The organism is Paenibacillus sp. FSL H8-0048, from assembly GCF_038002825.1.
GTDB lineage: Bacteria > Bacillota > Bacilli > Paenibacillales > Paenibacillaceae > Paenibacillus_AQ.
Genome location: NZ_JBBODF010000001.1, coordinates 5,756,668 through 5,780,861, shown reverse-complemented (window position 1 = coordinate 5,780,861; position 24,194 = coordinate 5,756,668). Strand labels below are relative to the sequence as shown.

Below are 24,194 nucleotides of genomic sequence, written 5' to 3'. Positions count from 1 at the left end.
TTTGTATTCCGCTGTGCTTCTATGACTCTATCCGGGCTTGTCCGTTCTCACAAGCAATTTCCACTACTGGCTTAGCTTCTATAACGACGTTCCCGGCCACGGCTCTGGAGATCATGCATGAGACTTCAGCCTTATGTGCCAACCGCTCTGCCAGCTTGAGCTGCGCCGGTGTCGCATCAGCCTGAAGCAGAATGCTGGGCTTATGCACGATCCGCTCGTACGTAAACACATTATTCGTGACATCTACTGTCGCCTCAGACGCCAGAGTCAGCCCCTCTGGAACAATCTCCGAACGCTCCAGCATCGCGGCCAGGGTAATCAGGTAACAGGTCGCTGCTGCGCCCAGCAGCATCTCGTCCGGGTTCGTGCCGGTTCCCGGTCCGCCCATCTCCTGCGGAATCGATATGACCGTACGCAGTCCTCCTGCATCTATATGCCCTTCGCTGTTACGCCCTCCATTCCATACCGCCTTCAGGTGAAAAGGATGCTTCATCTCATTACTTCCTTTCTTTCTTTTCTGCTTAGCATAATTTACAGCCGTTCTTACCTCTACTGCAACTTAATCTCCTCAAAAAGCCCCGTCTGCGGATCAGGCTGATCCAGATATGCAGCCTCGTTCGCCGGACCGCTTCCGCCCAGATATTTAGCAAAGAGCGCCTCTACCTGAGCCATAGTGACCGGCTTTGCGGAATCCTGCAGTTCATATCCCAGCTGGCCGTTAGGCTCAATCGTCGCCGTTTTAACATCGCTGAGCCTGGAGATGCCCTGTCCCCGCAGGCTCATCTCCAGCTCATCGACGGTTAACCTCAGCTTCCTCAGATTCTTAGGCTGAAGCTGTCCCTCCGCAATAACAATAACCGCAGGCCCCTTAATCAGCCGCTCAAAAGCATTCCACCGTACCTGCAGCCATTCCACCACGATTAATACAGCAATGAAGACTGCTGCTGCCACTATGGTAATCAGGATACTGTGATCCGCTATCGGCTGCACAATAATGGTTCCTATCGAGATCATCGCGATCGTCGTTGGAATGGTCATTTGCGAGATAGATTTCCGTCCGGCAAGCCGAAGCACCAGCATTCCAACTACAATCAGGACCAGCGCCTTCCATATTTCACTCCAGATTTCATGCATAGCCAGGTCTCCTTTGATAGGGTTGATTCCAGCTATTTTTTGTCATTTAGGAGATTAATATTCATTGTAGGATTAGAGAAGGGGTGCCCGGCAGACACCCGCTTGAATGCCTATGCTGTTGTAATGCTGTTTGATGTTAATTAGGGCATGGCCGTTGAACACCCGGGAGACCCGCTCTTCGATGGGACCAGCCTCCACCTGTTCCTGCCGCAGCAGCCGCTCCACTGCGGCCTTGATCTCCCGGGGGTATATATTTCCAGCCACACTGGAGAGACCATTGCAAGGGCCTGAGTCGAAATTCTCCACAAGCTTCATATCCCCCGCAGCAAAAAGAATGAATTCCTCCGGGTACTCCACCCCCGCATGCCGCTGCAAATCGCCTGTTTCCTTATACCCTACAATGTTCGGATAACGGCGGATTAATGTGTACAACGACTCCGGGGTCAGATCGAATCCGGTTCTTCCCGGATTATTATAGAGAGCAACAGGTTTAGAGGTGTGACTAAGCAGCTCCTCCACATAAGCGATTGCCTGCTGCTGCGTAGGCCGGATGTAGGGCGGGAAGCCAATCATAATGGCATCCATCACCGATGTCTCCAGCGCCTGCACCAGCGTTACCGCGTCCCGGGTTCTGATAGCTGAAGCCCCGAAGACCAGCTCTATCCCTTGGAATCGCTGCTGATTGAAGTACTCAATGATCTCCAGTCTCTCCCCGATACTCATCGAATGCTGCTCACCGGTGCTTCCTGAGATAAGCAGCGATTCGATACCATTCTGCTTCTGGTAGGCGACAATGGCTTCGAATCCTTCTACATTCAGACCTTCATCCTTATGAAAAGGCGTAGGGATCGCTACATTTAATCTTTTCATATTACACTCCTTACTGTTAGTAGCTGTACTTAAGAAGTTCTGGACAAATACTTCTCTTCCATCGCATCCAGGAGTATGAACAGCAGGGTATTAGACGCTATTATTCGCTCTGCCTGATCTGTCATTTCGGACGGTGCTTGAATATACTCGCCAGGCTCCAGCTCTCCGGCACAATTTGTAATGATTTTGCGGATGCTGGATTCATTAACCTCCAGATGGAACTGCAGGCCGACTACATAATCCTCATATTCATAACACTGATGGGCACAGCCCAGGCTGGAAGCAAGCCTCCTCGCTCCGGCAGGCAGACTGAAGGTATCTCCATGCCAGTGAAACGGCACCCATTGCTCCGGGAACCCTTTGAAAAAGGCAGAAGCCTGCGCATCTCCCGTTAGCCTGACAGGGAACCAGCCGATCTCCTTCCACTTGTTAGGGTAGACCTCTCCGCCGATTTGTTCAGCAATAAGCTGCGCCCCCAGACAGATTCCCAGCGTCAGCTTATGCGAGTGGATCGCTTCTTTAATGAAGGCTTTCTCTGCCGTCATCCAAGAGTATAGTGCTTCATCATATACTCCCATCGGGCCGCCCATCACCACGAGCATATCGAAATCCCGGATAGCAGGCAGAGCCTGACTCTCATACAGCCGTGTTGTTGTTAGCTCATGCCCCTTGACCACTGCCCAACCTGAGATTTCCTCCGCCGCTTCAAACGGAACATGCTGCAAGCAATGAATTCTCATGCACTCCACCCGCTTTACATTTTTTATACGATCATCTTCTATCTACAATGTAACAAAAAATCCTGATGAATCAAGAAATACTTGATCATCAGGACAAATTCACTTCTATAACCGCTCAGCTTCCTGCTTATTTAGCCTTATCGGCAGGCTCATAGATCAGACAACGCAGCTGCTTACCCGGATAGCGTAATTCCGCATTATATTTGCTGCCGTCTTCCAGTAACACATCCACGGCTACCATTCCGCGTTTATTGTTTTTCTCGGTGTCCGTCAGATACGCCTTCACTATCTTTCTTTTCTCTCCCTGCTTGTCCTTTACAATCCGGGTTGCTTCCTTTATCCAGCTGTCATCCTTCTTAACGGCAGCCGCTGCTGCCGCATCGATAGGGGTTCTTTTAATAACAGAGTTAAAGGCTGTCGTATCTACCACCACCCCGGTGTCCGGATCAATCCGCACATCATATTGCCAGTATTCCTGGCCTTGTCCACGCAAAGTACGTGACTTATATGGAGCGGAGTGAACTGTCCAATAGGAAGGCCTGCCAAAATTATAGTCCGGTTGAATCAGCATAACATTTGTTTGCAGCTTGGATACATCGGCATCGAACAGCTTGCGCACACTTTCAGCTGCCCTCGCCTGTACTTCAGCCTGGCTGAATTTATCCGGTACGGCAACGGGAGGGGCAGTTATATTACGTTTGGAGGCCACAAGATTAAGCCGGTAGTACCAGTCAATCATTTGCAGCATCTCTTCATCCGTCCAGGTGTGCTCCGGTTGATGGTACGTATTGTTCTTTATATCGAAATACACCTCTCCTTGCCCCGCCTGTAGCGGCAATGGCTTCTGTGGCCGCACACCATCATACACATACTGATCCTCCAGCACCAGCCAGCGGTTGGTCTCCGCTTCGGTCATGTTCCGGCCTGAACTGTGGGGGTCACCCGGAAGCTCCATATAGTCGTAGATTTGCTGTATCTCTTCCTCTGTCATCTGCTCCAGCAGCAGATCATCATTTACGGTAGACACCGGCACGGCTGCCTCCACCTTCAGTACAGGAATAGCGTCTTCAGCCGGACTTGCCTTAGCATTGACCTGGGTCGCCGTACTGTACTTCGCGATGACTGCCGAGTTCGCCAGACTGGGGACAAGAAGTCCGCTAAATGCGAATATACCGCCTGAGCATAGAACAACTGCCATAGTAACAGACCACTTTTGCTTGTTCAATTGTATGACCTCCATCGGGATTCAGAATATGAACTCTTTCCATAGCTTAATCCCGGGATATTATAGAGTAGAGGAGCAGTTGTTATGGAGTTGTAAAATAGCTTCACAAAGTTGAGCTTAAAAAAAGGCGGATGCGCGTTCCCTTCCCGAGAGCAGATAGCAGCTCAATTCTGGCCTGATGCGCTTCAGCAATCTGGCGGCATAGAGACAGACCCAGACCTGCATGGCCATAGGCCCGCGAACGTGAAGGATCTGCACGGTAGAACGGCTCAAACGCCCGCCTGCTCTGCTCTTCTGTCATTCCGCTTCCGCTATCCTGTACTTCAAGCACCCCTTCTCCGTCCTGCTGATAGGCCAGCACACGGATCGTCTGCCCTGGCGGGGACACCGGAATTGCATTTTCGATCAGATTCACCAGTAAAGCCGCCAGAAGATCAGCATCTCCCCATAAGGCAGGAATGGAGCTATTCATCTCCAGCAGTAATCCGTTATCTGTCACCCTCTGTTGCTCAGTCTGGGCCACAGTGTCAAATAGCGAAGCTACGTCTACCTCTGCCAACACCAGCGGTTGATGCCGCAGAACGGACAGATCCAGCAGTTTAAAAGCCAGATTCTTCAACCTCACCGTCTCACTTAAGATATAATGGCCTGCCTTGATCTGATCCTCCCGGTCGATATTCGCCGTAGTCAGCAGCTCTGCGAATCCCTGCATACTGGTCAGCGGTGTCCGCAGCTCATGGGCCAGATTATCGACCATCCGCTGCTTGTCCTCGGCCATGTCCGATAGATCGGTAATCCGCTGCTCCACCACCGAGGCCATCCGGTTGAAGTTTACGGCCAGCTCCCCGAATTCATCCCTGCTGTTCAGCTCCACACGGTTGGAATAATCGCCTTCAGCAATCGTCTTCGTCGTCTCTGACAACAGCTTGAGCGGCTTGGTCAGATGCCGGATCAGAAGGTAGAGCAGCACCACAAGAAGCGGTCCCACAATCCAGTTAATCATTACAAAAAAACGGTTAAGCTCCTCCTGCTGGGCATACAGCTCGCTGATATCACGATTATAGGCCAGCTCCAGATGCTGATAGGGGGCCGGGAGCGGCATCGCTAACGTCATGATATGTGCTTCCAGTGCTGCACCCGTCTCTTTCTGACCGGAACTCCCCCCGTCCTCAATGGGATAGAGCAGCCTCCCATTCTCCCGCAGCTCTAATCCTATTCCCTGTTTGCGGTAATGCTGACCATAAGATTGAGCCACTCTCAACAACAGTGCCGGGTTGAGCGATACTCCTCTTGCCCGAATCGAATCCAGATTCTCATAGATATTATTCATAATTAGCAGCTGCTCGCTGGCCGCACGATTGCTCTCACTGGCCATGTTCAGCTGCCAGCTTTTTTTCATCACCATTACGACACTTACATCAAGGGCTGCTATAAAAAGAACCAGCACAGCAAGCAGAATCTTATGCCAGAACCGCATGGCTAGACCTGAACTTCCAGCCGGTAGCCCAGCTTGAACACGGTTTTGATCCGTTCTTCCCAGCCCAGCTTTTTGCGCAGCTGCCGGATATGTACATCCACAGTACGGGTATCACCGGCATAATCATAGCCCCAAGCCAGCTCCAGCAGCTTCTCTCTGGAAAGAGCAATATTCCGGTTACGGATCAGCACTTCAAGCAGCTCGAATTCTCTGGCCGTCAGATCCACTGGCAGCTGATCCACCCAGACCTGACGCTCTGTGAACCGGACTTCAACCCCATCGCATATATAAGCAGAAGCGGCCTGCTCATTCCTCCGCAACACGACATTAATCCGGGCCAGCAGCTCCAGAATCTCAAAAGGCTTAATAATATAATCATCCGCCCCCAGCTCGAAGCCCCTGATCCGGTCAGAGAGTGCACCCCGGGCTGTAATCAGAATCACCGGAATCCGCAGTGGCGCAATCTGCTCCATCACCCCGAACCCGTCCAGACCGGGAAGCATGACATCCAAGAGAACCAGATCCGCACGTTCCTTCTCCAGCATGTCTGCTACCTCCGAGCCGCTATAGGCTTTGGCATACGTATGTCCCACCAGCTTAAGGTTCATAGTTATTAAATCATTAATCGCCTGTTCATCCTCAACAACAAGTATATGAGCCATCTGTAGAATATCCTCCTAACTTCTGTAGCCACGAGGTGACTGTTCATAGGTAACCTAATCTTAATCATACCAGATTCCATAACATCCATAACCTTTAAGCCGAACCTGACCTTACCCACCCACCTGCCAAAAAGTCCTGACGAATCAAGAACTGCTTGATCGTCAGGACTACTTTGTTCATAGTACATAAACTTCCCGTTTATTTTCTCATATCGGCGGGCTCATAAATGAGGTAACGCAGCCCAGTCCTTGTCCCCGCATGGTCCGCTCCTTGTAGGGTGAGAAACACACCCACTATTGGGGAGGAAAGCCAAATCACGGTTTTCGCAGACTAGTGGATATTTCCAGCTTGGACACATCCGCACCATAAAGCTTACGTACACTTTCAGCCGCACGCATGATAAATTCAGACTCGCTATACTTCTCAGGAAAAACAGGTTTGTCCGGATAGCGTAGAGAGGATACATAACCCTGCCGAAACGAATAACCCCCCGGCACATAACAGGACAACTATAGAAAAACAGACCACATTTTCTTATTCAATAGGATAACCTCATTAGGAATATAGTACTTTCTCTACCACTATCCTACTCTCAACATGTTATAAAATAGAGTAACAGTTGTTATGGAGTTGTAAAAAGTAACAGGACCGGCAATGACTCGATCCAGATTGGAACCAAGACGGCTTCTACAGCACGCAAATGGAAAAAAGTATCTTATTGCTTAAGTTTCCGACAGACGGACCGAAGCAAGTGGACAAACAACAACTATTTCTGCGTGCGAACTCTTCTTTGGCTGAAATCGAATCTATTAAGTGTTGTTTTTCCAACTCCTGTCCCTGCATCGGTCATTTGCTTATCAGCAAGTGGATAAAATCTAACTATCGGCCGTAACCGTTATATCGTTGCTTATCTGGCTGCGCCCAGGCTTCTCCGGAAAATACAAAAAGACCACTATCAGAAAATCAACAGTGGTCTTAAGTGCTTGGCAACGTCCTACTCTCCCAGGACCCTTCGGTCCAAGTACCATCGGCGCTGGAGGGCTTAACGGTCGTGTTCGGGATGGGTACGTGTGGAACCCCTCCGCTATCGCCACCAAACGGGCATTTACAGCGTAAATGCTTCAGGAATTTGATTCCTGAAAACTGAATCCGAAACGAATCTGCGCTCGCCCTTCTTACGGGGCCCCCGGAAAGTACTCGGAATCCGCTTCGTCAGCGTCATCTTCACTTTTTGGGGTAGTTTTTTGGATAAGCCCTCGACCGATTAGTATTGGTCAGCTCCATGCATTGCTGCACTTCCACCTCCAACCTATCTACCTCGTCGTCTTCAAGGGGTCTTACATGTTGGGAAATCTCATCTTGAGGGGGGCTTCACGCTTAGATGCTTTCAGCGCTTATCCCGTCCGTACGTAGCTACTCAGCCATGCTCCTGGCGGAACAACTGATGCACCAGCGGTACGTCCATCCCGGTCCTCTCGTACTAAGGACAGCTCCTCTCAAATTTCCTGCGCCCACGACAGATAGGGACCGAACTGTCTCACGACGTTCTGAACCCAGCTCGCGTACCGCTTTAATGGGCGAACAGCCCAACCCTTGGGACCTACTTCAGCCCCAGGATGCGATGAGCCGACATCGAGGTGCCAAACCTCCCCGTCGATGTGGACTCTTGGGGGAGATAAGCCTGTTATCCCCAGGGTAGCTTTTATCCGTTGAGCGATGGCCCTTCCATGCGGTACCACCGGATCACTAAGTCCGACTTTCGTCCCTGCTCGACTTGTAGGTCTCGCAGTCAAGCTCCCTTATGCCTTTGCACTCTGCGAATGATTTCCAACCATTCTGAGGGAACCTTTGAACGCCTCCGTTACTCTTTAGGAGGCGACCGCCCCAGTCAAACTGCCCGCCTGACACGGTCCCCGTACCCGCTAAGGGTACCAGGTTAGAACCTAGATACGATCAGGGTGGTATCCCAACGGCGCCTCCACAGAAGCTTGCGCTCCTGCTTCAACGGCTCCCACCTATCCTGTACAGATCGTACCCAAATTCAATATCAAGCTGCAGTAAAGCTCCATGGGGTCTTTCCGTCTTGTCGCGGGTAACCTGCATCTTCACAGGTATTAAAATTTCACCGGATCTCTCGTTGAGACAGCGCCCAAGTCGTTACGCCATTCGTGCGGGTCAGAATTTACCTGACAAGGAATTTCGCTACCTTAGGACCGTTATAGTTACGGCCGCCGTTTACTGGGGCTTCGGTTCACAGCTTCGGATTGCTCCTAACCGCTCCCCTTAACCTTCCAGCACCGGGCAGGCGTCAGCCCGTATACTTCGCCTTACGGCTTCGCACAGACCTGTGTTTTTGCTAAACAGTCGCTTGGGCCTTTTCACTGCGGCCCCCTCGGGCTATTCACCCTACCGAGGCACCCCTTCTCCCGAAGTTACGGGGTCATTTTGCCGAGTTCCTTAACGAGAGTTCTTCCGCGCGCCTTAGAATTCTCTTCTCGCCTACCTGTGTCGGTTTGCGGTACGGGCACCTTCTCCTGACTAGAGGCTTTTCTTGGCAGTGTGAGATCATGACCTTCGCTACTGTAATTTTCGCTCCCCATCACAGCCCAGCCTTCACGGTGTGCGGATTTGCCTACACACCAGCCTCACTGCTTAGACGGACATCCATCAGTCCGCGTCACTACCCTCCTGCGTCACCCCATCGCTCATAGCGGATTACGGTGGTACAGTAATTTCAAACTGTTGTCCTTCGACTACGCCTGTCGGCCTCGCCTTAGGTCCCGACTTACCCTGAGCGGACGAGCCTTCCTCAGGAAACCTTGGGCTTTCGGCGGATCAGATTCTCACTGATCTTTTCGTTACTCATACCGGCATTCTCACTTGTGTAGTGTCCAGCGCTCCTTACGGTACACCTTCAACCCCTACACAACGCTCCCCTACCCCAGATGCAAAGCATCTAGCCATAGCTTCGGTGGTGTGTTTAGCCCCGTTACATTTTCGGCGCAGAGTCACTCGACCAGTGAGCTATTACGCACTCTTTCAATGGTGGCTGCTTCTAAGCCAACATCCTGGTTGTCTGTGCAACTCCACATCCTTTCCCACTTAACACACACTTGGGGACCTTAGCTGATGGTCTGGGCTGTTTCCCTTTTGACAATGGATCTTAGCACTCACTGTCTGACTCCCGGCAAGAAGTAAATGGCATTCGGAGTTTGACTGAGCTTGGTAACCCTTGCGGGCCCCGCACCCAATCAGTGCTCTACCTCCACCACTCCATTCACCGAGGCTAGCCCTAAAGCTATTTCGGGGAGAACCAGCTATCTCCGAGTTCGATTGGAATTTCTCCGCTACCCCCACCTCATCCCCGCATTTTTCAACATGCGTGGGTTCGGGCCTCCAGTGCGTGTTACCGCACCTTCACCCTGGACAGGGGTAGATCACACGGTTTCGGGTCTACGTCCACATACTTAGTCGCCCTATTCAGACTCGCTTTCGCTGCGGCTCCGGCTTCTCACCTTAACCTTGCATGTTAAACGTAACTCGCCGGTTCATTCTACAAAAGGCACGCCATCATCCATAAAGAGGACTCTGACTTTTTGTAAGCACACGGTTTCAGGTTCTATTTCACTCCCCTTCCGGGGTGCTTTTCACCTTTCCCTCACGGTACTGTTTCACTATCGGTCGCCAGGTAGTATTTAGCCTTAGCAGATGGTCCTGCTGGATTCATACGGGGTTTCACGTGCCCCGCACTACTCGGGATCCGTCTCGGAGAGAATACCATTTCGGCTACAGGGCTTTTACCTCTATCGCGGGCCTTTCCAGACCTCTTCGCCTACCCTATTCCTTTGTAACTCCATGTGAGACGTCCCACAACCCCAAGAGGCAAGCCCCTTGGTTTAGGCTGTTCCGCGTTCGCTCGCCGCTACTGACGGAATCACTATTGTTTTCTCTTCCTCAGGGTACTTAGATGTTTCAGTTCCCCTGGTCTGCCTCTGCGTATCCTATGTATTCAGATACGAGTAACTGCGAATTACCACAGCTGGGTTTCCCCATTCGGACACCCCCGGATCAAAGCTTGCTTACAGCTCCCCGAGGCAGTTTCGTTGTTCGCCACGTCCTTCGTCGGCTCCTGGCGCCTAGGCATCCTCCGTGTGCTCTTAGTAGCTTAACCAATGCGTTTTCCGTTAGGAAAATCGCTTAGCATCACTAAAATATTGAAACTTGTTTACACAAGTTCAGCTTAAAGGAATGTTCTAAAACGCAAATTCGTTTCGGTATCCAGTTTTCAAGGATCAAGTTTCTTGCGTGAGAGTTTGAGCTCTCAAAACTGACCAACGAGTGAGTAACTAGCCGACCGGCTAGATTTAAGATTTGAATGTTTCCGTTGCAGGAAACGATTCTCCATAGAAAGGAGGTGATCCAGCCGCACCTTCCGATACGGCTACCTTGTTACGACTTCACCCCAATCATCTACCCCACCTTCGGCGGCTGGCTCCCTTGCGGGTTACCCCACCGACTTCGGGTGTTGTAAACTCTCGTGGTGTGACGGGCGGTGTGTACAAGACCCGGGAACGTATTCACCGCGGCATGCTGATCCGCGATTACTAGCAATTCCGACTTCATGCAGGCGAGTTGCAGCCTGCAATCCGAACTGAGACCGGCTTTGCTGGGATTGGCTCCACCTCGCGGCTTCGCTTCCCGTTGTACCGGCCATTGTAGTACGTGTGTAGCCCAGGTCATAAGGGGCATGATGATTTGACGTCATCCCCACCTTCCTCCGGTTTGTCACCGGCAGTCACTCTAGAGTGCCCAGCTCAACCTGCTGGCAACTAAAGTCAAGGGTTGCGCTCGTTGCGGGACTTAACCCAACATCTCACGACACGAGCTGACGACAACCATGCACCACCTGTCTCAACTTTCCCCGAAGGGCACCTGATGCATCTCTGCTTCGTTAGTTGGATGTCAAGACCTGGTAAGGTTCTTCGCGTTGCTTCGAATTAAACCACATACTCCACTGCTTGTGCGGGTCCCCGTCAATTCCTTTGAGTTTCAGTCTTGCGACCGTACTCCCCAGGCGGAGTGCTTACTGTGTTAACTTCGGCACCAAGGGTATCGAAACCCCTAACACCTAGCACTCATCGTTTACGGCGTGGACTACCAGGGTATCTAATCCTGTTTGCTCCCCACGCTTTCGCGCCTCAGCGTCAGTTACAGCCCAGAAAGTCGCCTTCGCCACTGGTGTTCCTCCACATATCTACGCATTTCACCGCTACACGTGGAATTCCACTTTCCTCTTCTGTACTCAAGTCACCCAGTTTCCAGTGCGACCTCAGGTTGAGCCCAAGGTTTAAACACCAGACTTAAATAACCGCCTGCGCGCGCTTTACGCCCAATAATTCCGGACAACGCTTGCCCCCTACGTATTACCGCGGCTGCTGGCACGTAGTTAGCCGGGGCTTTCTTCTCAGGTACCGTCACTCCGGCAGCAGTTACTCTACCGGACGTTCTTCCCTGGCAACAGAGCTTTACGATCCGAAAACCTTCATCACTCACGCGGCGTTGCTCCGTCAGGCTTGCGCCCATTGCGGAAGATTCCCTACTGCTGCCTCCCGTAGGAGTCTGGGCCGTGTCTCAGTCCCAGTGTGGCCGTTCACCCTCTCAGGTCGGCTACGCATCGTCGCCTTGGTGGGCCGTTACCCCACCAACTAGCTAATGCGCCGCAGGCCCATCCCCAAGCAGCAGATTGCTCCGCCTTTCATTCTCTCCTCAGGAGAAGAAAGAAATTATCCGGTATTAGCTACCGTTTCCGGTAGTTATCCCAGCCTTGAGGGCAGGTTGCCTACGTGTTACTCACCCGTCCGCCGCTAAGTCTGAAAGGAAGCAAGCTTCCTCTTAGACTCCGCTCGACTTGCATGTATTAGGCACGCCGCCAGCGTTCGTCCTGAGCCAGGATCAAACTCTCCAAATTGGTATTTAGAAAGAGCGATTGCTCATTTTGAAACATCTGACGAGAATTGTTACATCCTCTAATTTGGATCTCACCGAAGTGATCTCCAGATACTCACTCGTTGTTCAGTTTTCAAAGATCAAGCTCGTTGTCAGCGACAATTACCGCGTCACCAGCAACTTTTATAATATAACATGGATCAAACAACTATGCAACTATTATTTCAAAAGTTTCTGCTGAAGCAATACCATCAGCTCTTCCGCAGTATCCCAAACCAGAGGACGTATCTCCTGAAGATGTATCCTTAACAGATCTGCCTCATCGCTTCTGACCGTCCAGATTACCGGAATGTTCAGCCCAAGCGCATAGCCCGCTGCCAGATACACCTCAGATGACTGGCCTGTGAGGTCCGCAATAACCAGCTTGCTGTCCGCCACAGACTCCAGGGAATTCGTAGCTTTGCTCCTGCTGGCAAGCAAACGGGGTAAATAGCCAAATTGCTCGATTTTGGCCCAAAGCTTGTCCTGCCATTCCGCCTGCAGCTTCTCATCATCCGGCAGAAGAACCAGGCATTGTTGTAAAATCCGGCCGCCTGCGATTGCAGCAGCTTCCTCCCACCCCATAGGGGTCAAAGAGAAGTTCATACCTTCCCGGACTAACAGCTCCTCATTTTGCAGCCTGTCAATAATATAGACCAGCTCCTGCAGATTGGGAGAGTACGTCAGATTGTAGCTGCGGGACAGGGGATGAATGACCACCGGCTCCCCAGGGCCACCGCAATGCCTATGCAGATACTGCAGCAGCCTGTTTCCTTTATCCTCAGCAGTTACCGGAATACCCGGGGCATTCACAATCTCCTCCAGATCACTGAACGCAAGGACCACCTTCCCGCCACAATCCATTTTTTCGCGGATATAGCCTGAGATCAGATGCAGCATGTCCCGCTTCTGCTGGAACGAGAGCGCAAGAATCGATTCATAACTGTCTCTAAGCAAGCTGTAGCTTCCCCCAGGAGAGCAGGAGCAGTCGAAATATTGATCATACTCACCGTCTGCTGCAATGCGGACAATCTGATCGCAGAATGCACAATGTTTCTTTTGCATAACCATCACCTCTTCAGAATAGCAGTCTCCCTACCTTACCAAGAATGGATGGAAAAGTGGACCGGAAATTCCTTCCTCCCCATACAGCGCTTAGCGTTTCTTCACCTAATAGGTGCCGGCAAGCGGGCGGGACATCAGATGGGTCTCCGAATTCCGCAAAATGCAAACCATGACGTGAAACTGGATGGTTTACACGCTTTTATGTTATACTCCTTCGTATATTTAGGTGGGGAGGTGAACAATAAATGGGAAGGCGATTTTGCAAATGGATTGTGCTCATGAATTGATTCACTTCTCAAGCGGCTGTTCATGTCCATCGTTAAGTTCTATAGGATATGCAATCTAACCATAACTTGGAGGTGAATCCCTCTTCATGAGGGGGAAAGCTTGGACCTAATAACGATCACTAATTTAATTATTCTTGCCATATTAATTGTTTTAACCGCTTTTTTTGTAGCTTCGGAATTTGCGGCCGTCAAAATCCGCATGTCGCGCATTGAACAATTGATTGATGAAGGAAATAAGAAAGCCGTCATTGCCAAAAAGGTTGTCGGTAATTTGGACTATTATCTTTCCGCCTGCCAGCTTGGAATTACCGTTACAGCCCTTGGTCTGGGGGCGATCGGTAAACCAGCCGTGGAACGCATTCTTTACCCGGTCTTTGATTTCTTTAACTTGTCCGGCGCAACCGCTTCCGTTGCTTCCTATGCCATTGCGTTTATTTTTGTTACCTTCTTACACGTCGTTGTAGGTGAAATGGCACCCAAGACGCTGGCGATCCAGTTTTCTGAAAAGATGACGCTGCTGCTCTCTCCCCCACTGTACTGGTTCGGCAAAATTATGCATCCTTTTATCGTTGCCCTAAATGGAACTTCCCGGGTTATTCTGCGCCTGTTTGGAGTAAAACCCGCCGGACATGAAGATCATTATTCAGAAGAGGAACTTCGGATCATTATGGCTCAAAGCTTCAAAGGCGGGGCGCTGAATGAAACAAAGCTGGAATATTTAGATAATGTATTTGCTTTTGATGAACGTATCGCCAAAGACATCATGATTCCAAGAACTGAAATGGTAGCTTTGGATTACGCAATGTCGTATGAAGAGATCACAAGTGTCATTGATTCCAATAATTATAGCCGTTACCCGGTCACCCAGGATGGAAACAAGGATATCATTCATGGTGTGGTGAACATCAAAAAAATGCTTCCCCACATTATCGCCGGCCGGGAGCGTCATCTGAAGGATTTTGTACGCAGCCTCCCCGTTGTAGCGTCGACGACTCCTATTAAGGAAGCTATGCTCAAAATGCAGCAGGAACAGATGCATATGGCCATGGTTGCTGATGAATATGGAGGTACAGCCGGAATCCTGACCTTAGAGGATATTCTGGAGGAGCTTGTAGGCGAAATCCGCGACGAGTTTGACGCAGATGAACTTGCTGATATTCAGCTTATCGGCGAGCAGATCTATAGGATCAATGGACGTGTCTTGCTTGAAGAGATTGAACAGCAGTTTGGATTAGTCTTTGAGGACAGGGATGGCATAGATACTATCGGAGGCTGGATTCAATATAAGGCCGGCAATCCCGTGACCCCGGGGTATGAGCTTCAGGATGGTGGTCAACACTGGGTCATTACTGAAATGGATAACCTGCAGATCAAGCAGATTGTTCTTACGAGAGCAGTAGAGCAATCTTCATAGCGTATAATTATAACTTTTGGAGGTGAATCCCTCAGCCGGAGGGAAAAATTTGGACGGAGTCATTACATTAAACTTAATTCTGGTAGCTGTCTTTATTGGCCTTACCGCTTTCTTTGTAGGCGCTGAGTTCGCTATTCTCAAGGTACGTATGTCCCGGATTGATCAACTGATCACCGAAGGCAACAAGAAAGCGGTGACCGCCAAAAAGGTTGCCCGCGATTTAGATTACTATCTATCCGCTTGTCAATTAGGGATTACAATAACCGCTTTGGTGCTCGGTGCGCTGGGTGAGCCTACCGTTGAACGGGTTTTGCATCCGCTATTTGACCAAATAGGTGTTCCAGCCGCCTTGTCTACCGTCTTATCTTATCTGATCGCCTTGTCAATCATCACCTTCTTGCATGTAGTGATTGGAGAGCTTGCCCCCAAGACCCTGGCGATTCAGTTTGCTGAAAAGATGACCTTACTGCTTGCTCCTCCGCTCTATTGGTTCGGCAAAATCACCTATCCGTTCATCGTTGCCCTGAATGGATCTGCAAGACTGTTGCTCCGTATTTTTGGAGTGAAGCCTGCGGGGCATGAAACGGTGCACTCTGAAGAAGAGCTGAAGTGGATTGTGGACCAAAGCTTTGAGAGCGGAGAAATCAACAAGACGGAACTTATCTATTTGAATAACATCTTCGCTTTTGATGAACGCAGACTTAGTGAGATTATTGTGCCCATTGAAAAAGTGGTAACTGTACAAATGGGAATGCCCGTCGATAAGTTAATTGAAGTAGTGGGTGAGCATGACTACACCCGTTACCCCGTTGTAAGTCCAAATGAAAGCGAACCGTTTACGGGTTACATTAACACCAAAGAAATGTTGACCAGTATTGCAGCAGGACGAAGCGCGGACTGGCAAAAATTCGTTCACGAGATTCCAACATTTACGGAGACTGAGAACCTGCGGGATGTATTGTTGCGAATGCAGCATACCAGGGTCCATATGGCAAAAGTGACGGACAGCACCGGCAAGACTACCGGGATTGTGACCATGGAGGATCTTCTGGAAGAGATTGTCGGCGAGATCCGTGATGAGTCATTAAATATCAATGTTTCTCCAGTCTCATAAAGAACGTTTAGCATTTCACAAAAAAAGGCCTGTTTCAGGGCCTTTTTTTGTTATGCAGCTTAATTAAACTGCCAGCAGCTTAAGCTTAGATTACCATATTGATAACTCCGGTGAAGAAGCTGCGCATTACGCCCCGGGTCCCCCGCTCCCATAGCGATGAACAGCGGAATAAAATGCTCACTCGTCGGGACCGCCATCTCTGCATAGGGAGCAAGCTCATCGTATTTAAATAGAGCTTCTGTATCCCATGCTTCCAGCTTCTCCTGAACCCAGTGATCGAACTGCTCGGCCCATCCGTTGACCTCATCCGAATTCCAGTTCAACCTCCGCAGATTATGAACGGTTCCCCCGCTGGCAATAATAAGCACATCCTGTTCACGCAGCGGCGCCAGCGCCTTGCCGATCTCGTACTGCTGTTCATTAGGCAGATCACGATTCACAGACATCGCCACAACCGGAATATCCGCTTCCGGGTAGAGCAGCTTGAGTACAGCCCATGCGCCGTGGTCAAGGCCTCTTGTCTCATTCCGTACATTCTCAATCCCATGCGCAGTGAACAAATTCTGGATTTGATCTGCAAGCGTCTGGTCACTCTTCGCCGGATATGTCATCTGGTACAGCTCGTCCTGGAATCCGCCAAAGTCATAAATGGTATCATACGTTGCCGCCGCGCCTACTGACTGCACGTGTTCCTCCCAATGCGCTGAGAAGAGAACGATAGCTTTCGGTTTGGGCATATGGTCTTTGAACTCTTTTAACAGTTTGGTGTAGGCATTATCTTCCAGAACAATAGATGGAGCTCCGTGTGCAAAAAAATAGGAAGGCATCATCGATAATCACTCCTTATTAAGGGTTAATCCGGCATCCTGCTTGAGCCATTGCAGGAAATCACGCTGGTTCTCTTCAGTTACGCCGTGGTCGGACGGATAGAGTCTGAAGGTCAACCGTTCGGTTTGCCCCTCCAGATAGGCGGCAGTCTCATGTCCAATGCGCACCGGGAATACCGAATCGTATTCACCATGCGAAGCGAAGACGGACACGTTCTTAAGGCTGCGGAGGTCATACTCCTTTTTCACAAAATCAGGAATATATCCATTCAGCGCGACAATACCCTTGAGCTGCTCGCCCATCGTAAGCGCAAGCGTCATGGACAGAATGGCCCCTTGGCTGAAGCCGAGCAAATAACGTCTGTCCGGATCGACCGGATACTGCCGCGTTGCATAGTGAATGAAGGCCTCAAGATCGCTGACCGCTTGGTCAAACATCTCGCGGATGGGGTTGCCCAGGCTTTTCAAATCATAATATTGATACCCCGTACCCAGCGGCAGATTCCCGCGAACCCCGATAATAATGAACTCCTCAGCCAGCGGCGCCACCAGACCGAACATATTGTGCTCATTAGAGCCCTTGCCGTGAAAAGTAAAGATCACCGGGTACCTCCTGCCTTGCAACAGCTTATCCGGTAAATGAACATCATATGAATATTTAGGATTCATCTTATTTTCCTCCATACTTAATATCCATAATTAAATATTAGTTATAATAATATATTTTCTATATGAGTAATTTATCGTAGTCCGCATTGACTTGTCAATAATAAAATTGTTAATATAAAAATAAGTTTAGTATTACAAATATTATTAAGGTGTGATCCCATGGATATCGGCGCTACAATACGGGCAATCCGCAAGCGGAAAAATATCACCATCGCGCAAATCTGCGACACTACCGGCCTCTCCCAAGGCTTCATGAGCCAGGTCGAAACCAATAAAACCTCGCCTTCGATTTCAACGCTGGAGAATATTGCACAGGCCCTAAAAGTGCCTTTAGCTTATTTGCTGTTAAAGAAAGAGGAGCGAATGCAGATTGTCCGCAAGAATGAACGGAGAATCACCACCAGCGGCGCAGCTAAGCTCAAGGTCGAGCACCTCAGTTCTACCCAGAACGTACGCATGTCTATCGTGGAGTTCCCTCCCAGTGCCATGATTGGGGATGCCCCCCATGCGCATGAAGGACAGGAGGTCCATATCGTCCTTAAAGGGACCATCTATGCACAGCAAGGGGAAGACGGCGCCGAATTTACCGAAGGTGATTCCTTTAGCTGGAATGCCTGCACCCCCCATTCCGTCAAAAATACGGGGGAAGACACCGCGATTGTGCTAATCTCCATCTACACAGAAAACGAAAACGGACACGACGTCCTCTGAACAATCAAAAGCCCGTACTCTGGCCGGATAGGCGGAGTGCGGGCTTTTATTCACATATTCGCTATCTCATTATATTCAGCATGTTTCTCTATCTCCGTCACGATCATCTGCTGATTGATCTCTTGAATCCTATAGGCCTTGGCCTGCTCTCTGGAGGAGATCACTTTATATACGTCATCTTTATAAATAATGGCGCAGTGATTCTCAATGGCTATGCCTGTTGTATCCATCCCCTTAACCATCTCCAAGAAATCTGCCTCACGGTTGTCTTCATTATAATGAGGACAGTGAATCCCTGGTAAGATCCCCATCGCCTTCAATTTGATATAAATCCTCTCTCCTGAAGTATCAAACGCCTCTGTATCACTATGACCGTATTCGTACCAGCAGATCGAACCCGCACTCATCCCTGACAACACAACCCCCGAGTCGTACGCTTTCTTCAGCAAAAGATCCACACCATGCTCCCGCCAGATATCCAGCATCATCCTCGTATTACCGCCACCCACATAGATTACATCGGCGAATAAAATCATGTCCTCTATTTCTTCTCGTGCATATGTATTTTTCGTCAGCAGCAAATACTTGACCTCACACCCTAACCGGTCACCGTACACTATTTGAAAAGAGTCACAATATCCTTCCGCATCCATGCTTGCTGTAGGAATGAACAATGCTTTGGGCTTCCTTTTATTCGTTAGATCTACAATCGTCTGATCGATGGCCAAAGTCTCCAATTCGCTAATCTCTCCTCCGCCAATCGCCACAATAATCCCCATCTCCATCACTCCTATTTATAATATGGAAGCAGAACAAGAATACAAAAAAGCCCCGGATGCATGACGTCTTATTCAGACACACCGGGACTGACTCTGTTGTGACAAGCTATATAGGTTGGTTAAGCACATTATACTTCTAAATTGTTGTAGGGTACAAATTCATTTATAAAGAACTCCATTAAGCACGCTTATTATTTCCAATAATCCACTTCCATCAGCGATATGGAACCAGTTTAAAAATTATTGTCGGCCTGACAAGCCCTTAATTTTCCCTTTAACCCTAGAAATAAACGAAGGATTAACTTTATGAGTTTCTGATTGTTCATTTTGTATTATTTTTTGCCCAATTTGCTCTTCGAGAGAAGAATTTTTCTTTTCTTCTACTATTTTCTTGTCTTGCGAATTCGCCTGTTGAATCGGTTTATGACGTGAAAGATCCCTAGTATGTAATATTGCTTGCTTCAATTGCTCCTGTCTCGAACTGATACTCATTGGAATATTAGGTCTATCGTCTAATAATGTTTTATTAGTGTACTCCTCACTCTCTTTATTACAAAGTGCAATATATTCATGCACTAATGGATGGTCTATTAACGCTTGATATTTCTCCCCTATTCTGTATTTTCCAAACTTAGTTACATCGTCTGCTACAAAAACAATGCCTTTAGTAATAGATATTTGTGGCGTAACATCTACTTTTTCACCATTATCTTTAATCCAGATGGCATGATGGACAGCTTCAATCATGAATTTAGGTGAAGGATCGGGCACAACTTGAATGCGCCAGCCTAACTGCCTCTTACCACCAAATTGTTGTACCATTTGTTGTACATTATCGTAGCATTCGTTTTTTTTAGTCCATTTTTCAGGGATCACTTTTATGTACTCTGGTTTTTCTTTTGGTGAAATGGACTTACAAAAGTTGATTACGGTATCGTCAATTTGTCTTGGTACATTAATTCGGCTCATTAATTCTTAAGCCCCCTTGTCAAAACATAATTAGTCTATAACTTTATTTTTTACACCTTCATCTAATTTTTTCATGAGCGAGTAGGTTTGTCTAGTAGCTGCACTACAAAAAAGGCCGCCATTTCGGGTAATGGTAAGTACGACCAAACCAAACCGAAATGAGGCGACCTCATAATAGTTATACCCCATTCTTGACCGTATTCAAACAAGTATTAACTTCGGAAGAAGTCTAAAGGATGGCCGTGTAAACCAAGGACTACGAAATACAGGAACCAAAATGATGCCGTTTTGTTGTTCGGCTCCTTTGTCCAAGCCTGTTACCAAAAATGGCATGGCCTTCGTCAAAGTACTCGCGTGGCTCGAACTACGATTTACTCAAGGTTCATCACTCCACCCTTTAATTCCCCCGCTGCCGCATTCCCTCAAAAAGCAATATCGTCGCGGCCATCGCGGCGTTCAGCGATTCGGCGCGGCCGGCCATGGGGATGAGGATGCTTTTGTCGACTAGCCGGGCTGTCTCGGGCGAGATGCCTTGGCCTTCGCTGCCGATCAGCAGCCACTGGCTGCCGTGAAAATCATGGGTGTAGCAGGAATCCTCAGCCGTCAGCGAGGTGCTGACCAGCAGCGCCCCGCCCTCCCGTGCCTGCGGGAGTATGGTACTTAGCTCTCCCTCCACTACCGGGAGATGGAACATCGAGCCCATCGTGGACCGGATGGTCTTCGGGTTGAAGAGATCGGCGCAGCCCCGGCCGAGGATCACGCCGTCCGCGCCCGCCGCATCCGCGCTGCGGATGATGGTGCCTACATTGCCGGGGTCCTGGACCCCGTCCAGCACCACAACCAGGCTGTCCGGCTTCGACAGAATAGCCTCTAGGCCCTGTTGCTCCTTCCGCACAATGGCGAATACCGGCTGCGGGGTGCCCGTGCTGCTGCACTTGGCAACCACTGCCGCCGATACGCCGATGACCTCCATGCCCTGTATGGCCTGAAGCAGCGGCTTCAGCTCAGCCGGCATGCCTTTATCAAGATCAAAGGCCAGGCATTCCACATCTGCTTCCGCCTGCAGGGCCTCCTGCACCAGATGAATGCCTTCCACGATATATTTGCCGGACCGGTCACGGTGCTTCTTCTCCTGTAGTCCGGCCCATTCCTTCACCCGCGTGTTCTGCGGCGACATAATTTCCATAGGGTCCTACCTTTCTGTTGCTTACAGATTCCTATTGATAAGCCATTTCCAGCTTCGTCAGGTTATCCTTCCGTCCGACAATGACAAGGACATCACCATCGGTCAGACGGTCCTCCGCTCTGGGAGAGATATTCATTTCCTCGCCCTGACGGATCGCCATCACATTGCACCCATATTTGGCGCGTATATCAAGCTCCTGCAGGTTCTTACCCAGCATTGGCCCCGAGACCTTCATGTCGAGAATGCTGTACTCCGGTGACAGCTCGATGTAATCGAGGATGTTCGGAGAAGCGAGATGATGCGCCACGCGCATCCCCATGTCCCGCTCCGGGTAGATCACCTTATCTGCTCCGATTTTGCCCAGTACCTTGCCGTGCAGCTCACTTTTGGCTTTGGCGATAATGGCAGGTACGCCCAGATCCTTCAGGATCAGCGTTGTCAGAATGCTGGCCTGAATATCTTCACCGATGGCGACTACCACCACATCGAAGTTACGGATGCCCAGCGCACGCAGCGCCTCTTCATCCGTGGAGTCCGCAGATACGGCATGGGTCACAATATTGGAGATTTCCTGGGTGCGCTGTTCATCCGCATCAATGGCCAGCACCTCATAGCCCATCCCGCTGAGCGCTTTGGCCACACTTGAGCCGAAGCGGCCCATGCCGATGATCGCATACTGTTTTTTTGCCATTAAGCCTTGTCCCTCCCGCACATATAATACATCTCACACAGTATAGCATAAGCCGTTATAAACTTGAATGTTCAGCGCTCCCGCAGGGCACCTTATAAGAAGGCTGCTTATACCTGACTAAGCTCCTGCTTTCGAAGTCAGTTGTGCGATGCTGATTCAGGAAGCAGATGCTCACAAAACTTTAAGGAGGCCGATTATGCCAGTCACCCTTGATTTGCGCCAGGCCATCATTCACAAGGTGCACGGCCAGTCCGAAGAAGGTCTGCGGGAGGTCATTGAGAATTCCGTAGACGGGCCGGAAGCCGCGCTTCCCGGACTGGGTGTCGTCTTTGAGATGATCTGGAAGGACCTCGACCCTGCGAAGCAGGACCGGGTTCTCTCTATGCTGCACAGACATCTGGACAAGCTTACCCCAGGGTCCATCACCTCCTAGAGGAGGCCCATCCCGCCAAAAACCTCCGCACCCCACCGTGCAGCTGCACGGGTGGAGGCGGAGGTTTTTTATAGCCTAATCATGCATATGCTAAACTAAGCATCTTACTTCTATAACACCCATCAAGGAGCAGTCTCCAGGAACTTCGCGGTCGGATTCTTCTCCATCGCGGTCCGCATGGCGTATTCGTTCTCGAACAGCACTACGTAATTGCCCTTCTTGTCCGTAACCAGAGTGGAGTTGATCCGGAACTTGCTGGCATCCGGCTTGTTCTCATCCACGATCCAGCGTGCGAACTGGTAGCTCATACGCTGCAGCTGCACATCCACGCCATATTCACCCTTCATACGGTACTCGAACACCTCGAACTGCAGCTGTCCGACTACACCCAGCAGAATATCATCGAAGTTGACGGTACGGAACACCTGGATCATGCCCTCTTCGGTCAGCTGGTCAATCCCCTTTTGGAATTGCTTCGATTTCAGTGCATTCTTGATGGTGACTTTGGAGAAAATCTCCGGCGAGAAGGTCGGCAGCTCATCGAATTCGATATCTCCAGCCTGACTGAGCGTATCGCCAATCCGGAAAATGCCCGGGTCGAACAGGCCGATAATATCCCCCGGATATGCCTCTTCCACAATGTCCCGGTCTTGGGCAAGGAACTGCTGCGGCTGGGACAGCTTGATGTCTTTGCCGGCACGTACATGCTTCACACTCATTCCGCGCTCGAACTTGCCGGACACGATACGCAGGAACGCGATACGGTCACGGTGTGCGGGATTCATGTTCGCCTGAATTTTGAATACATAGCCGGTGAATTTCTCATTCGTCGGTTCTACAGAGCCCGCTGTACTGCGGCGCGGTTCAGGCTTCGGCGCAAGCTCCAGGAAATTATCCAGGAACGTCTGCACACCGAAGTTGTTGATCGCACTGCCGAAGAATACCGGAGTAATCTCCCCGCGCAGCACCTTCTCATAGTCAAAAGGATCGCCCGCTACATCCAGCAGCTCCAGATCCGCGCATAGCTGATCATGCAGGTACTCCCCCGCCATCTCACGGATAATCGGGTCGCGGTAGCTCTCTACCTTCTGTACTTTAATTACGGAATGGTCATCGCCCTGGAACAGCTCGACCTGATTCTTCATCCGGTCATAGACACCGCACAGCTCACGGCCCATCCCAATCGGCCAGTTCATCGGCACCGAGCGGATGCCCAGCACATTCTCCAGCTCCTCCATCAGATCAAACGGGCTGCGGCCTTCGCGGTCCAGCTTATTAATGAAGGTGAAGATCGGAATGCCGCGCTTCGCGCAGACCTGGAACAGCTTGATGGTCTGTGTCTCCACACCCTTGGCTACGTCGATCAGCATGACCGCACTGTCAGCCGCAGTGAGCGTACGATAGGTGTCTTCACTGAAATCCTGGTGACCCGGAGTATCCAGAATGTTCACCCGGTGGTCCAGGTAATCAAATTGCATTACGGAGGACGTTACCGAGATTCCGCGCTGCTTCTCAATTTCCATCCAGTCACTGGTGGCGTGCTTGCTCGCCTTACGGGCTTTGACTGTACCTGCCAGACGGATGGCGCCTCCGAAGAGCAGCAGTTTCTCGGTCAGTGTAGTTTTCCCCGCATCCGGGTGGGAAATAATCGCAAAGGTTCTGCGTTTGTCGACTTCACTCTGAAGCTTATGGTCCGTTGCTTTATTCATTGCACATATCCCTTCATCTATAAATTCATGCTTACTTCTGCCTCAATTCCCGGATCGGTCAAATCGGTCTGCTATTCATGGATTCAGATCCTTTCTTATAAAAATCAACAAAATTCAACGTCTATTTCTTGAACGTAACGTTTACCATGTATAGGATCATCTATAGCGCTAGGCTTAGAAATCTTTATATTGAAAGCATCCTTCTCAGTATAGCAAAATCCGGCAGAGATTATCTACAAAAAAGCG

19 protein-coding genes and 3 rRNA genes are annotated in these 24,194 nt (G+C 50.0%); 4 read left to right on the top strand and 18 right to left on the bottom strand.

The annotated features are described in order from the left end of the window. Positions 1 to 19 precede the first annotated feature (19 nt). From NSU18_RS25050 to NSU18_RS25000, 11 genes are all read right to left on the bottom strand, one after another. Positions 20 to 493, bottom strand: a complete 474-nt coding sequence (locus NSU18_RS25050; RefSeq protein ID WP_341016781.1) for an OsmC family protein — start codon at positions 491 to 493, stop codon at positions 20 to 22. Positions 494 to 549: 56 nt separating this feature from the next. Beyond that, a complete protein-coding gene (locus tag NSU18_RS25045; RefSeq protein ID WP_341016780.1) occupies positions 550 to 1,134 on the bottom strand; it encodes a DUF421 domain-containing protein in 585 nt (194 codons plus the stop codon). A 72-nt stretch (positions 1,135 to 1,206) separates the two neighbouring features. Beyond that, complete coding sequence (locus tag NSU18_RS25040; protein WP_341016779.1) at positions 1,207 to 2,004, bottom strand: dihydrodipicolinate synthase family protein; 798 nt, start codon at positions 2,002 to 2,004, stop codon at positions 1,207 to 1,209. Positions 2,005 to 2,033: 29 nt separating this feature from the next. Then, a complete protein-coding gene (locus NSU18_RS25035) occupies positions 2,034 to 2,744 on the bottom strand; it encodes a type 1 glutamine amidotransferase (protein ID WP_341016778.1) in 711 nt (236 codons plus the stop codon). A gap of 127 nt (positions 2,745 to 2,871) precedes the next feature. Then, positions 2,872 to 3,969 (bottom strand): hypothetical protein, encoded by a 1,098-nt coding sequence (locus NSU18_RS25030; protein ID WP_341150318.1) that lies wholly within the window; start codon positions 3,967 to 3,969, stop codon positions 2,872 to 2,874. A 103-nt stretch (positions 3,970 to 4,072) separates the two neighbouring features. Continuing rightward, entirely contained in the window at positions 4,073 to 5,446 is a 1,374-nt protein-coding gene (locus NSU18_RS25025) for a sensor histidine kinase (protein WP_341150317.1), read from the bottom strand. Positions 5,447 to 5,448: 2 nt separating this feature from the next. Beyond that, on the bottom strand, positions 5,449 to 6,108 hold the full coding sequence (locus NSU18_RS25020) for a response regulator transcription factor (protein WP_341016775.1): 660 nt from the start codon (positions 6,106 to 6,108) through the stop codon (positions 5,449 to 5,451). Between the two features lie 982 nt (positions 6,109 to 7,090). After that, positions 7,091 to 7,207 (bottom strand): 5S ribosomal RNA (gene rrf, locus NSU18_RS25015). Positions 7,208 to 7,353: 146 nt separating this feature from the next. After that, positions 7,354 to 10,280: ribosomal RNA gene (locus NSU18_RS25010) — 23S ribosomal RNA — on the bottom strand. 236 nt (positions 10,281 to 10,516) lie between these two features. Next, positions 10,517 to 12,077 (bottom strand): 16S ribosomal RNA (locus tag NSU18_RS25005). The 16S, 23S and 5S rRNA genes sit together here, the layout of an rRNA operon. 197 nt (positions 12,078 to 12,274) lie before the next feature. Beyond that, positions 12,275 to 13,159 (bottom strand): hypothetical protein, encoded by an 885-nt coding sequence (locus tag NSU18_RS25000; RefSeq protein WP_341150316.1) that lies wholly within the window; start codon positions 13,157 to 13,159, stop codon positions 12,275 to 12,277. A 387-nt stretch (positions 13,160 to 13,546) separates the two neighbouring features. Here NSU18_RS25000 and NSU18_RS24995 point away from each other — a divergent pair, with 387 nt between their 5' ends. Continuing rightward, positions 13,547 to 14,860 (top strand): hemolysin family protein, encoded by a 1,314-nt coding sequence (locus NSU18_RS24995; protein WP_341150315.1) that lies wholly within the window; start codon positions 13,547 to 13,549, stop codon positions 14,858 to 14,860. Positions 14,861 to 14,909: 49 nt separating this feature from the next. Then, the gene (locus NSU18_RS24990) at positions 14,910 to 15,974 is read left to right on the top strand and encodes a hemolysin family protein (RefSeq protein ID WP_341150314.1); all 1,065 of its coding nucleotides are present in this window, start codon (positions 14,910 to 14,912) and stop codon (positions 15,972 to 15,974) included. Between the two features lie 59 nt (positions 15,975 to 16,033). Here NSU18_RS24990 and NSU18_RS24985 read toward each other — a convergent pair whose 3' ends face one another. Further along, positions 16,034 to 16,804 (bottom strand): dioxygenase family protein, encoded by a 771-nt coding sequence (locus NSU18_RS24985; RefSeq protein WP_341150313.1) that lies wholly within the window; start codon positions 16,802 to 16,804, stop codon positions 16,034 to 16,036. A 6-nt stretch (positions 16,805 to 16,810) separates the two neighbouring features. After that, positions 16,811 to 17,470: an alpha/beta hydrolase gene (locus tag NSU18_RS24980; protein WP_341150312.1), complete on the bottom strand. Its 660-nt coding sequence runs from the start codon at positions 17,468 to 17,470 to the stop codon at positions 16,811 to 16,813. A gap of 159 nt (positions 17,471 to 17,629) precedes the next feature. On the opposite strand from NSU18_RS24980, the gene NSU18_RS24975 reads away from it, so the two are divergent. Next, on the top strand, positions 17,630 to 18,181 hold the full coding sequence (locus NSU18_RS24975; RefSeq protein ID WP_341150311.1) for a helix-turn-helix domain-containing protein: 552 nt from the start codon (positions 17,630 to 17,632) through the stop codon (positions 18,179 to 18,181). 50 nt (positions 18,182 to 18,231) lie between these two features. On the opposite strand, the gene NSU18_RS24970 is transcribed toward NSU18_RS24975, so the two are convergent. The 4 genes from NSU18_RS24970 to NSU18_RS24955 form a co-directional block, all read right to left on the bottom strand. Then, positions 18,232 to 18,960 carry a Type 1 glutamine amidotransferase-like domain-containing protein gene (locus NSU18_RS24970; protein WP_341150310.1) on the bottom strand — a complete coding sequence of 243 codons (729 nt, stop codon included), beginning with the start codon at positions 18,958 to 18,960 and terminating at the stop codon, positions 18,232 to 18,234. A 240-nt stretch (positions 18,961 to 19,200) separates the two neighbouring features. Beyond that, positions 19,201 to 19,929, bottom strand: a complete 729-nt coding sequence (locus NSU18_RS24965; RefSeq protein WP_341150309.1) for a hypothetical protein — start codon at positions 19,927 to 19,929, stop codon at positions 19,201 to 19,203. A 397-nt stretch (positions 19,930 to 20,326) separates the two neighbouring features. Continuing rightward, positions 20,327 to 21,115 (bottom strand): TrmH family RNA methyltransferase, encoded by a 789-nt coding sequence (locus NSU18_RS24960; RefSeq protein WP_341150308.1) that lies wholly within the window; start codon positions 21,113 to 21,115, stop codon positions 20,327 to 20,329. Between the two features lie 31 nt (positions 21,116 to 21,146). Further along, entirely contained in the window at positions 21,147 to 21,806 is a 660-nt protein-coding gene (locus NSU18_RS24955) for a potassium channel family protein (protein WP_036700269.1), read from the bottom strand. A 196-nt stretch (positions 21,807 to 22,002) separates the two neighbouring features. Between NSU18_RS24955 and NSU18_RS24950 the strand changes: the two genes are divergently transcribed. Further along, positions 22,003 to 22,239 (top strand): small acid-soluble spore protein SspI, encoded by a 237-nt coding sequence (locus NSU18_RS24950; RefSeq protein WP_036700271.1) that lies wholly within the window; start codon positions 22,003 to 22,005, stop codon positions 22,237 to 22,239. 122 nt (positions 22,240 to 22,361) lie between these two features. On the opposite strand, the gene NSU18_RS24945 is transcribed toward NSU18_RS24950, so the two are convergent. Continuing rightward, positions 22,362 to 23,948, bottom strand: coding sequence for a peptide chain release factor 3 (locus NSU18_RS24945; RefSeq protein ID WP_340751756.1), 1,587 nt, complete (start codon positions 23,946 to 23,948; stop codon positions 22,362 to 22,364). Between the last annotated feature and the right edge of the window lie 246 nt (positions 23,949 to 24,194).